This window comes from Anoxybacillus sp. (assembly GCF_036834105.1).
Lineage (GTDB): Bacteria > Bacillota > Bacilli > Bacillales > Anoxybacillaceae > Anoxybacillus.
Genome location: NZ_DAITON010000084.1, coordinates 1 through 10,281 on the forward strand (window position 1 = coordinate 1; position 10,281 = coordinate 10,281).

The window sequence follows — 10,281 nt, forward strand, 5'->3', positions numbered from 1 at the left end:
AGGAGGAACTGTTTTGGCTATTTTACCGATTGTGACTTATCCAGCACCTATTTTAGAAACCGTTTGTCAGCCGGTCACCGTATTTGACCGAAAGCTAACTAAGCTACTAAACGATATGTACGATACGATGATGGCGGCCGATGGGGTCGGCTTAGCTGCTCCGCAAATCGGCATCGATCAACAAATTGCAATCGTTGACGTCGGTGACCGTCACGGGCGCATCGAATTAATCAATCCTATCATCGTTGCACAGAGCGGCGAACAAATCGGGCCAGAAGGATGTTTAAGTTTTCCAGGACTATTTGGGGAAGTGAAGCGTTTTCAATACGTAAAAGTACGTGCGCAAAACCGCCGTGGGCGCCCGTTTGAAATTGAAGCGACCGGTTTTTTAGCGCGCGCGTTACAACATGAAATTGACCATTTGCACGGCATCTTATTTACGTCAAAAGTTATTCGCTATTATGAAGAAGGAGAGATCGACGGATGAACATCGTATTTATGGGCACGCCCGATTTTGCTGTCCCCGTTTTAGAGCAGCTCGTGGAAGATGGCTACAACGTCGTTGGCGTCGTGACGCAGCCCGACAAACCGAAAGGGAGGAAACAACAGTTGACGCCACCTCCTGTGAAAGTGACAGCACAATCATACGGCATTCCTGTATTGCAGCCGACAAAAATTCGCGAACGCGAACAATACGAGCAAGTGCTCGCCTTGCAACCGGATCTTATCGTAACGGCGGCATTTGGACAAATTTTACCGAAGCCGCTCCTTGACGCGCCAAAGTACGGCTGCATTAACGTTCATGCGTCGCTTTTGCCAGAGCTGCGCGGAGGGGCACCGATTCATTATGCCATTTTGCAAGGGAAAGAAAAAACGGGTATTACAATTATGTATATGGTTGAAAAACTAGATGCAGGCGACATATTGACGCAAGTGGAAGTGCCGATTGACGAACGCGATACGGTCGGGACGTTGCACGATAAGCTGAGCGAAGCTGGGGCGAAACTGCTTTCTGAGACGATTCCGAAATTGCTTCGCGGTGACATTACACCGATCAAGCAAGACGACGCCAAAGCGACGTTTGCGTACAACATTAAACCAGAACAAGAACGAATTGATTGGGAAAAAGATGGGGAAGACATTTACAACCATATTCGCGGCATGAATCCGTGGCCTGTCGCTTATACGACATATGGTGATGAACGTTGGAAAATTTGGTGGGGAGAAAAAGTGCCAGCTCCTTCCCCAGCAAAACCGGGCACGATGGTCGCCGTTGAGAAAGATGGCATCATCGTTGCGACAGGAAACGGAACAGCGATAAAAATAACCGAGCTGCAACCGGCCGGAAAGCGAAAAATGAGTGCGACTGACTTTTTGCGCGGCACGACGATTGAAATTGGGACAGTATTAGGAGGGGCGAATGAGTAAAAAAAACGTGCGAAACTTAGCATTAGATGTGCTAGTAGATATTGAAAAAAAACGGGCATATAGCCATTTATCATTACATCATACGATTGAAACGAACAAATTATCCCCCCAAGACGTGGCGCTTTTAACAGAATTAGTGTACGGAACAATACAACGTCGCGATACGCTCGATTACTATTTACAACCGTTTATGAAAGGGAAAATTGAACATTGGGTGCGCATGTTGCTACGGATGTCGCTTTATCAAATGATATATTTAGATCGTATTCCTGATCGCGCCGTGTTGTTTGAAGCGGTAGAAATCGCTAAGCGGAGAGGGCATCGCGGCATCGCCTCGCTCGTGAATGGCGTATTGCGCTCCATTCAGCGCCAAGGGGTGCGTTCATTCGATGAAGTGAAAGATGACCTCGAACGTCTCGCCATTGCAACGAGCCATCCGCTTTGGCTCGTACGTCGATGGGTCGAACAGTTCGGCTGGGATGAGACGAAACGCATGTGTGAAACGAACAACTTACCGCCTGAACAAACCGCTCGCGTCAACACGATGCGCGCAACAGTTGAAGAAGTGATCGCTCGCTTAAAACAAGAAGACATTGACGCTGTTCCTTCTTCCGTCGTGCCGGCAGGGATAAAAATGACAAACGGAAACGCTGCGAAAACGAGCGTGTTTCACGAAGGGCTCATTACCATTCAAGATGAAAGTTCGATGCTCGTCGCTTATGCTCTTTCCCCAAATGAGACGGACGTCGTTTTAGATTGTTGCGCCGCGCCGGGTGGAAAAACAACGCATATTGCTGAACGAATGAACGGTCGCGGGCGCGTCGTTGCGTTAGACATTCACGACCATAAAGTAAAACTCATTGAACAGCAGGCAAAACGGCTGCATTTGTCGAATATTGAAGCGAAACAACTCGATAGTCGTCAAGCCTATACGCAATTTCATGCCGAAACGTTTGACCGCATATTAGTCGATGCCCCGTGCTCAGGGCTTGGCGTCATTCGTCGAAAGCCAGAAATTAAATATGCGAAAAACGAAACAGATGTCGCGCAGCTTGCCAACATTCAATTGGACATTTTACGGGCGGTTGCTCCGCTATTAAAACGTGGCGGAACGCTCGTATATAGCACATGCACAGTCGACCGGGAAGAAAATGAACAGGTGATCGCTAAGTTTTTACATGAGCATCCTCAATATGAGCGCGACGAAAAGCTCGCTTCCCGTCTCCCGTCATCGGTTGCACCATATGTGCATGACGGCATGTTGCAATTGCTTCCACATTACGTATGTAGCGACGGATTTTTTATCGCAACATTGAAAAGAAAGGTGAAATGATATGAAACCATCCATTTACTCGATGCGTTTAGAAGACTTGCAAAGTTGGGTGGAACAGCAAGGAGAAAAGCCGTTTCGCGCCACGCAAATATTTGAATGGCTATACCAAAAACGAGTTGCGTCATTTGACGAGATGACGAACATTCCAAAAACGTTACGCGAACGGCTAAATGAGCATTTTGTCATCACGACGCTGAACACGCTCGTGCAGCAAACGTCAAAAGACGGCACGATGAAGTTTTTATTTGAACTTCACGACGGCTATTCGATCGAAACGGTGCTGATGCGCCATGACTACGGGAATTCCATTTGTGTCACGACCCAAGTTGGTTGCCGAATCGGCTGTACGTTTTGTGCTTCGACGTTAGGCGGATTAAAACGAAATTTACAAGCGGGTGAAATTGTTGCGCAAGTCGTCAAAGTACAAAAAGCGCTTGATGAAACGAATGAGCGCGTCAGCAGCATCGTCGTGATGGGCATTGGCGAGCCGTTCGACAACTATGATGAACTGATGAAGTTTTTAAAAATTGTCAACCATCCGAAAGGGCTGCATATCGGCGCGCGTCATATTACGGTTTCAACGAGCGGCATTATTCCGAAAATTTATCAATTTGCCGATGAAAATATGCAAATTAACTTTGCGATTTCATTGCATGCGCCAAATACAGAATTGCGCACGAAGCTTATGCCAATTAACCGCGCCTATAAATTGCCAGAATTAATGGAAGCGGTACGTTATTACATCGAAAAAACAGGGCGGCGCGTCACGTTTGAATACGGTTTATTTGGCGGAGTAAACGACCAAATTGAACATGCAGAAGAGCTAGCGAAGCTAATTAAAGGATTAAAATGCCATGTGAATTTAATTCCGGTGAACTATGTGCCGGAACGCAATTACGTTCGCACGCCGCGCGAGCAAATTTTTGCGTTTGAAAAGACGTTGAAAAAGCATGGCATTAACGTCACGATTCGCCGTGAACAAGGGCATGACATTGATGCGGCGTGCGGGCAGCTAAGAGCGAAGGAGCGGAAAGAAGAAACGAAAGCGTAAACGGGATACACATACAGAAGGGAGGAAGCGATACTCGTGTGAGTGTCGTGCATGTATGAAGGCGGTTTTTCAGACGGATATCGGTAAAATGAGGTCGCATAACGAAGATAACGGCGGCGTGTTTATGAATAAAGCTGGAAATTATTTAGCTGTTGTCGCCGATGGGATGGGTGGTCACCGTGCTGGCGATGTAGCGAGTGAAATGACGATGACGCAATTAAAACAGTTTTGGGAAGAGACGGAAGAAATCGCATCCCCTCAGCAAGCGGAAGCGTGGTTAAAAGAACACGTCACGAAAGTAAACGAATCGCTATTTTTTCACTCCCAAACGAACGATCATTGCCAAGGCATGGGCACAACGATTGTGGCAGCCATTTGCACGAAACAATTTGCAACGATCGGGCATATTGGAGATAGCCGGTGCTACGTATTAAATGCGAACGGGTTTCAACAAATGACAGAAGATCATTCCCTTGTCAATGAGCTCGTCAAAAGCGGACAACTATCGAAAGAAGATGCGGAATATCATCCGCGTAGACATGTTCTATTGCGCGCGCTCGGAACAGAACAGACGATTCAATTGGACGTAAAAACGGTTTCTGTTGAAGAAGGAGATATGTTGTTGCTTTGTTCTGACGGGCTGTCAAACAAAGTGACTGAACAGACGATGGTCGACTTACTTACGTCCGATCGCTCGCTCGAAGAAAAAGCGCAAGCGCTCATTGATGTGGCAAACGAGCATGGTGGTGAAGATAACATTACGTTAGCGATCGTGCAATTTTTAGATGTGAGTGAAAGTAGGTGATCGCCCGTGCTCATCGGTAAACGATTGAACGATCGGTATAAAGTGTTGCAATTGATCGGCGGCGGCGGGATGGCGAACGTTTACTTAGCGAGGGACATGATTTTAGATCGCGACGTTGCTGTGAAAGTGTTGCGCTTAGATTTTGTTAACGATCATTTATTTATTAAACGTTTTCGTCGTGAAGCGCAAGCGGCGACAAGCTTGAACCATGAAAATATTGTGACCATTTATGACGTCGGAGAAGATGACGGCATTTATTACATGGTGATGGAATATGTGCGTGGTTGCACGTTGAAACAATACATTCAACAGCGTGCTCCTCTATCTGTTCAAGAAGCGTTGCGCATTATGGATGAATTAACAGGAGCGATTGCCCACGCTCATCAAAACGGAGTCATTCATCGCGACATTAAGCCACAAAACATTTTAGTGGCAGAAGACGGAACAATTAAAGTAACGGATTTCGGCATCGCTGTTGCGTTAAGTTCGACGACGATTACGCAGACGAATTCTGTGCTTGGGTCTGTTCATTATTTATCGCCTGAACAAGCGAAAGGCGGCATGGCGACAGAAAAGTCGGATATTTACTCACTCGGCATTGTCATGTTTGAGCTGTTAACAGGTCATTTACCGTTCTCTGGTGAATCTGCTGTAGCAATCGTATTAAAACATTTACAAACTGAGACGCCGTCTGTTCGGCGGTGGAACCCGAACGTTCCGCAAAGCGTAGAAAACATTGTGTTGAAAGCGACAGCAAAAAATCCGTTGCATCGCTACAACAGCGCGCTAGACATGCAACAACATATTCGTACCGCTCTTTTGCCGGAGCGGATGAACGAAGAAAAATTTTCTTTGCCGACGGAAGATGACGATGAAGAGACGAAAGTCATTCCGGTCGTGAAACCGCCGCTATCTCCCGCATCAGAAAAAAAGGAAAACGTGTCGATTCCAAAAGAAAAGCGGCAAAAAAAATGGATGATCGCTTTAACTGTTTTACTTCTTTCGCTCATCGGTATCGGAGTGAGTGCGGTCACATGGATTCCGAACGTGTTTTTCCCGAAAGATGTCACCGTTCCAGATATGACAGACAAAAATTACGACGAAGCGATCGCGGAATTGACGAAGCTAGGATTAAAAATTGAAGAAACGATTGAAGAAGAGCATGATGACATCGCAGCGGGAAACGTCATTCGCACGACCCCGTCGGCCGGGAAAATGGTCAAATTAGGTACAGCGATCACCATTTATAAAAGCATAGGAAAGAAAAAGGTCGAGTTTAAAAATTATATCGGTGAGCAAATAAGCGACGTTGAACCGCAACTGCGCGCCGAAAAGTATTTGCTTATTAGTAAAAAAGAAGTATATAGCGACGAACCGGCAGGAACGATTATCGATCAATTTCCGCTTCCAAATGAAAAAGTTGTACCTGAAGAAACAGAAGTACGCTTTACAGTTAGCCTTGGACCAGAAAAAATTATTTTAAAAGATTTAACAGGGTACACGGAAAAAAGCGTGCGCGATTATGCGGCAGATCAACAGCTGTACGTCATCGTCAAACAGCAATATTCCGACACGGTCGAAAAAGGGCTCGTCATTTCCCAAACGCCGCAAGCGAATGCGAGACTGGAGAAAGGAGCGACCGTTACCGTCGTCATTTCGCTCGGAAAGGAACCGGTGACGACAAAAAAAGTCGTCCAAGAAATCGAGATTCCATACGAGCCTACAGCGAGCGAAGACGGGGAAGCTGTCATTGCCGAATTGTACATTGAAGATGCCAATCGCCAATTTTCTGAACCGTACAAACGATATCGACTAACGAAAACGATGAAAGAGCGCGTCGAGTTCGTTATTCAACAAGGAACGCAAGGACGTTATCGCGTCGTCGTTAACGATACGGTCGTTCGCGAAGGCATTGTACCGTACCCGGAAACACCGTAAAAGGAGGGGAGTTATGGCAGAAGGAAAAATTATTAAAGCACTAAGCGGCTTTTACTACGTATTAAGTGACGGCCAAGTGTATCAATGCCGAGGGCGCGGGGTGTTTCGCAAGCGGAAAGTAACCCCGCTTGTCGGCGATTATGTCGTTTTTCAGGCAGAAAATGAGCGAGAGGGCTACATATTAGATGTGTTTGAGCGGAAAAATGAGCTTGTCCGCCCTCCGATTGCCAATATCGATCAAGCTATTTTAGTGTTCTCGGCCGTTGAGCCAGATTTTAGCCCAGGGTTGTTGGACCGCTTTCTCGTATTAATTGAGTCTAAAGGCATTCGTCCGATTATAGTCGTAAGCAAAATGGATTTAGTGGATGATGAAACGAAGCCGCGTCTGGAACAGTATATTCGTGACTATCGCCAAATTGGATACGATGTATTACAAGTGTCTGTTCAAACGCGCGAAACTGTTGAAGCGCTGTTGCCATATTTTGAAGGGAAAGTATCTGTGTTTGCTGGGCAGTCAGGTGTTGGGAAGTCGTCTTTATTAAATGCATTGCGCCCGGAATTGCAATTGAAAACGGGCGACATTTCCCATCACCTCGGACGCGGAAAACATACGACAAGGCATGTCGAGTTAATCGAAATCGGCGGTGGTTTCGTTGCAGATACACCGGGGTTTAGCGCGCTAGAATTTGATGAGATAGAGCTCGAACAATTGCCGCTTTGTTTTCCAGAGTTTGTTGCGAGAAGCGACGATTGCAAGTTTCGCGGTTGCACGCATACAGCCGAACCGAAATGTGCGGTAAAAGAAGCGCTCGCATCAGGAGACATTCCTCCTTACCGCTACGAACATTACGTTAGCTTTATGGAAGAAATTAAGGAACGAAAGCCGAGGTATTAAATATGATTAAAATTGCGCCATCTATTTTATCTGCCGACTTTGCTAAGCTTGGCGAAGAAATTGTAGACGTCGAGCGCGGAGGAGCCGATTACATTCATGTCGATGTCATGGACGGTCATTTCGTCCCGAACATGACAATTGGACCGCTCATCGTTGAAGCGATCCGCCCTGTAACGAAATTGCCGCTCGACGTTCATTTAATGATTGAACAGCCAGATCGCTATATTCCGACGTTCGCAAAAGCAGGTGCTGACTATTTAACTGTGCACGTTGAAGCTTGTCCGCATTTACATCGCACGATTCATCTTATTAAAGAGCATGGTGTAAAGGCGGGTGTCGCATTAAATCCGCATACGCCGTTGACAATGATTGAACACGTCATGGAAGATGTAGATTTAGTTTTATTTATGACGGTCAATCCAGGATTTGGCGGACAATCGTTTATTCCAGCTGTGTTGCCAAAAATTCGTGCATGCGCAACGCTCGTTCGCGAACGAGGGCTTTCTGCTGAAATTGAAGTAGACGGTGGCATTCACGCCGAAACGGCTAAACTTTGCGTGGAAGCAGGTGCGAACGTTCTCGTTGCGGGATCAGCTATTTATAACCAAGCCGATCGCGCACAGGCGATTCGTACAATTCGTGAGGGTGTGTCATCTTGACACATCCTTCTTTATTAGGAGGTGGGTGAATTGATTATCCATATTGTTGCGGGTGGACCAACGAATGTATTGCCGCATTTGTCTGCATATGATAACGAAGATGTATACTGGATAGGGGTCGATCGCGGCGTCTTGACGTTGCTAGCTGAAGGCATCGTGCCGAGAAAGGCGTTCGGAGATTTTGATTCCATAAGCGAACAAGAGTTGCAACAATTACAAACGCAATTGCCACACATCGACATATGGCCGTCTGAAAAAGATCAAACGGATACAGACATTGCTCTCGATTGGGCGCTTGAACAAGAAGCGGAAAAAATTCGATTGTTTGGAGCGACAGGGGGACGGCTCGACCATTTATTCGGTAACGTTCAACTATTATTTAAGGGAGAAGACGGACAAATTGAGTTAATTGATCGTCAAAATATCGTTACGCTTCATCGCAGCGGAAAACATGTCGTTGCTAAAAAAGATGAATACCGGTATGTTTCATTTATTCCGTTGACCCCGATTCGCGCGTTGACGCTTCGTGGGTTTAAATATCCGCTCGATGCGCACGATGTGCCGCTCGGATCGACATTATGCGTCAGCAACGAACTTATCCATCATTTTGGTACTTTTTCATTTACTGAAGGCATATTAATGATGATAAGAAGCAAGGATGAAAAATAACGCTTCGAGGTACGATTTGTGCGGAGATGAATATAATGGTGGAAGAGTGTGCACAGTAGGGGAGGGAATGATCATGAAATTTTATACGATTAAGTTGCCGAAGTTTTTAGGTGGGATTGTACGGGCGATGTTAAACTCGTTTAAAAAAGGATAAAAGCACCAAATGATTGGTGCTTTTTTCTATTACACACGTTCTACTTTTCCGGATTTTAATGCGCGAGCAGAAACCCAAACGCGCTTTGGCTTTCCGTCAACTAAAATGCGAACTTTTTGAAGGTTTGCTTTCCATGTGCGGCGGCTCGCATTCATTGCGTGAGAACGAGCGTTTCCGAATGATTTTTTCTTACCAGTCACAAAGCATTTTGCCATTTTGTTTCCCTCCTCACTTGCCAAACTACGTGCTCAAAACACTACTATAATTTATCATACATAAAAACGGATTGCAATACTTGCGATCAACTGTTTCAAGAAAATAACCTTGACATCCGTTTTCTGTTTCGGGTAAATATACTATGGGTAGAAGCTTTTAAAAATAAGCCGAGTATAGTACAATGGCGTTAGCTACCTAATAAGAAAGGGGACTTGAGCGATGTCCATTGAATTACAAACGAAATATGGTCGTGTTGAAATTAGCAACGATGTCATTGCAGCAATTGCTGGAGGAGCGGCAGTCGATTGTTACGGCATTGTCGGCATGGCATCAAAAAACCAACTGAAAGACGGAATTGCTGAAATGTTACGTCGCGAAAACTTTGCGAAAGGAATTGTTGTGCGTCAAGAAAACGATGAAGTGCATATTGATTTATACGTCATCGTTAGCTACGGCACGAAAATTTCCGAAGTAGCGCACAACGTACAAACGAAAGTAAAGTATACGCTAGATAAAACGTTAGGCTTATCTGTTCAATCGATCAACATTTACGTTCAAGGGGTTCGTGTCACGAATCCGTAAGTGAGGAGGAAATAGTCGGTGGCAATTACAACATTAGAGGGGAAACGCTTTGCGCAAATGGTGTTGCAAGGCGCGGCACATTTAGCAAACAATGCAAAAACAGTTGACGCATTAAACGTCTTCCCAGTTCCAGACGGAGATACAGGAACGAATATGAACTTGTCGATGACGTCTGGTGCGAAAGAAGTAAAAAATCACGTATCTGACCATATCGGCAAAGTGGCGAGCTCCTTAGCAAAAGGGCTGTTAATGGGCGCGCGCGGAAACTCAGGCGTCATTTTATCCCAATTGTTTCGCGGATTTGCGAAAGCAATTGAGCAAAAAAGCGAAGTCAACAGCAAAGAGTTTGCAGCTGCGCTAGAAGCGGGAGTTCAGACGGCGTATAAAGCTGTCATGAAGCCGGTCGAAGGAACGATTTTAACGGTTGCCAAAGACGCAGCGAAACGGGCTGTTGCTGTTGCAAAAAAAGAAACAAACATCGTTGTCGTGATGGAGGAAACGTTAAAAGAAGCGAAAGCGTCGCTTAAACGTACGCCAGATTTGCTTCCTGT

Annotated in this window: 13 protein-coding genes; 12 read left to right on the top strand and 1 reads right to left on the bottom strand. The window is 45.8% G+C overall.

The genetic code is table 11. The features are described from left to right. Positions 1 to 13 precede the first annotated feature (13 nt). The 10 genes from def (at position 14) to spoVM (ending at position 8,932) form a co-directional block, all read left to right on the top strand. Positions 14 to 487 carry a peptide deformylase gene (def, locus tag V7Z64_RS09030; protein ID WP_297989027.1) on the top strand — a complete coding sequence of 158 codons (474 nt, stop codon included), beginning with the start codon at positions 14 to 16 and terminating at the stop codon, positions 485 to 487. Beyond that, positions 484 to 1,428, top strand: coding sequence for a methionyl-tRNA formyltransferase (fmt, locus tag V7Z64_RS09035; RefSeq protein ID WP_297989024.1), 945 nt, complete (start codon positions 484 to 486; stop codon positions 1,426 to 1,428). Before def ends, fmt begins: the two co-directional genes overlap by 4 nt. Continuing rightward, positions 1,421 to 2,761 (top strand): 16S rRNA (cytosine(967)-C(5))-methyltransferase RsmB, encoded by a 1,341-nt coding sequence (gene rsmB, locus V7Z64_RS09040; protein WP_297989022.1) that lies wholly within the window; start codon positions 1,421 to 1,423, stop codon positions 2,759 to 2,761. Before fmt ends, rsmB begins: the two co-directional genes overlap by 8 nt. 1 nt (position 2,762) lies before the next feature. Further along, a complete protein-coding gene (gene rlmN, locus V7Z64_RS09045) occupies positions 2,763 to 3,812 on the top strand; it encodes a 23S rRNA (adenine(2503)-C(2))-methyltransferase RlmN (protein ID WP_003395004.1) in 1,050 nt (349 codons plus the stop codon). Positions 3,813 to 3,867: 55 nt separating this feature from the next. Next, positions 3,868 to 4,617, top strand: coding sequence for a Stp1/IreP family PP2C-type Ser/Thr phosphatase (locus V7Z64_RS09050; protein WP_297989016.1), 750 nt, complete (start codon positions 3,868 to 3,870; stop codon positions 4,615 to 4,617). A gap of 6 nt (positions 4,618 to 4,623) precedes the next feature. Continuing rightward, positions 4,624 to 6,555: a Stk1 family PASTA domain-containing Ser/Thr kinase gene (pknB, locus tag V7Z64_RS09055; RefSeq protein ID WP_297989014.1), complete on the top strand. Its 1,932-nt coding sequence runs from the start codon at positions 4,624 to 4,626 to the stop codon at positions 6,553 to 6,555. Between the two features lie 13 nt (positions 6,556 to 6,568). Beyond that, on the top strand, positions 6,569 to 7,450 hold the full coding sequence (rsgA, locus tag V7Z64_RS09060) for a ribosome small subunit-dependent GTPase A (RefSeq protein ID WP_297989012.1): 882 nt from the start codon (positions 6,569 to 6,571) through the stop codon (positions 7,448 to 7,450). Positions 7,451 to 7,452: 2 nt separating this feature from the next. Further along, positions 7,453 to 8,109: a ribulose-phosphate 3-epimerase gene (rpe, locus tag V7Z64_RS09065; RefSeq protein ID WP_297989009.1), complete on the top strand. Its 657-nt coding sequence runs from the start codon at positions 7,453 to 7,455 to the stop codon at positions 8,107 to 8,109. A gap of 30 nt (positions 8,110 to 8,139) precedes the next feature. Then, the gene (locus V7Z64_RS09070; protein WP_334110137.1) at positions 8,140 to 8,778 is read left to right on the top strand and encodes a thiamine diphosphokinase; all 639 of its coding nucleotides are present in this window, start codon (positions 8,140 to 8,142) and stop codon (positions 8,776 to 8,778) included. A 73-nt stretch (positions 8,779 to 8,851) separates the two neighbouring features. Continuing rightward, positions 8,852 to 8,932 carry a stage V sporulation protein SpoVM gene (gene spoVM, locus V7Z64_RS09075; RefSeq protein ID WP_003394991.1) on the top strand — a complete coding sequence of 27 codons (81 nt, stop codon included), beginning with the start codon at positions 8,852 to 8,854 and terminating at the stop codon, positions 8,930 to 8,932. A gap of 29 nt (positions 8,933 to 8,961) precedes the next feature. Here the strand turns inward: spoVM and rpmB are convergent, their stop codons facing one another. After that, positions 8,962 to 9,147: a 50S ribosomal protein L28 gene (gene rpmB / locus V7Z64_RS09080; RefSeq protein WP_003394988.1), complete on the bottom strand. Its 186-nt coding sequence runs from the start codon at positions 9,145 to 9,147 to the stop codon at positions 8,962 to 8,964. Positions 9,148 to 9,367: 220 nt separating this feature from the next. Between rpmB and V7Z64_RS09085 the strand changes: the two genes are divergently transcribed. Continuing rightward, entirely contained in the window at positions 9,368 to 9,730 is a 363-nt protein-coding gene (locus V7Z64_RS09085) for an Asp23/Gls24 family envelope stress response protein (RefSeq protein ID WP_003394986.1), read from the top strand. Between the two features lie 18 nt (positions 9,731 to 9,748). Next, positions 9,749 to 10,281 (top strand): DAK2 domain-containing protein (locus V7Z64_RS09090; protein ID WP_334110140.1); only part of this gene is annotated, 533 nt, incomplete at its 3' end.

Coding starts and splice junctions, on each gene's coding strand:
- rsgA (WP_297989012.1), top strand. CDS start 6,569: ATGGCAGAAGGAAAAATTATTAAAGCACTAAGCGGCTTTTACTACGTA.
- rpe (WP_297989009.1), top strand. CDS start 7,453: ATGATTAAAATTGCGCCATCTATTTTATCTGCCGACTTTGCTAAGCTT.
- rlmN (WP_003395004.1), top strand. CDS start 2,763: ATGAAACCATCCATTTACTCGATGCGTTTAGAAGACTTGCAAAGTTGG.
- spoVM (WP_003394991.1), top strand. CDS start 8,852: ATGAAATTTTATACGATTAAGTTGCCGAAGTTTTTAGGTGGGATTGTA.
- V7Z64_RS09050 (WP_297989016.1), top strand. CDS start 3,868: ATGAAGGCGGTTTTTCAGACGGATATCGGTAAAATGAGGTCGCATAAC.
- rsmB (WP_297989022.1), top strand. CDS start 1,421: ATGAGTAAAAAAAACGTGCGAAACTTAGCATTAGATGTGCTAGTAGAT.
- V7Z64_RS09085 (WP_003394986.1), top strand. CDS start 9,368: ATGTCCATTGAATTACAAACGAAATATGGTCGTGTTGAAATTAGCAAC.
- rpmB (WP_003394988.1), bottom strand. CDS start 9,147: ATGGCAAAATGCTTTGTGACTGGTAAGAAAAAATCATTCGGAAACGCT.
- fmt (WP_297989024.1), top strand. CDS start 484: ATGAACATCGTATTTATGGGCACGCCCGATTTTGCTGTCCCCGTTTTA.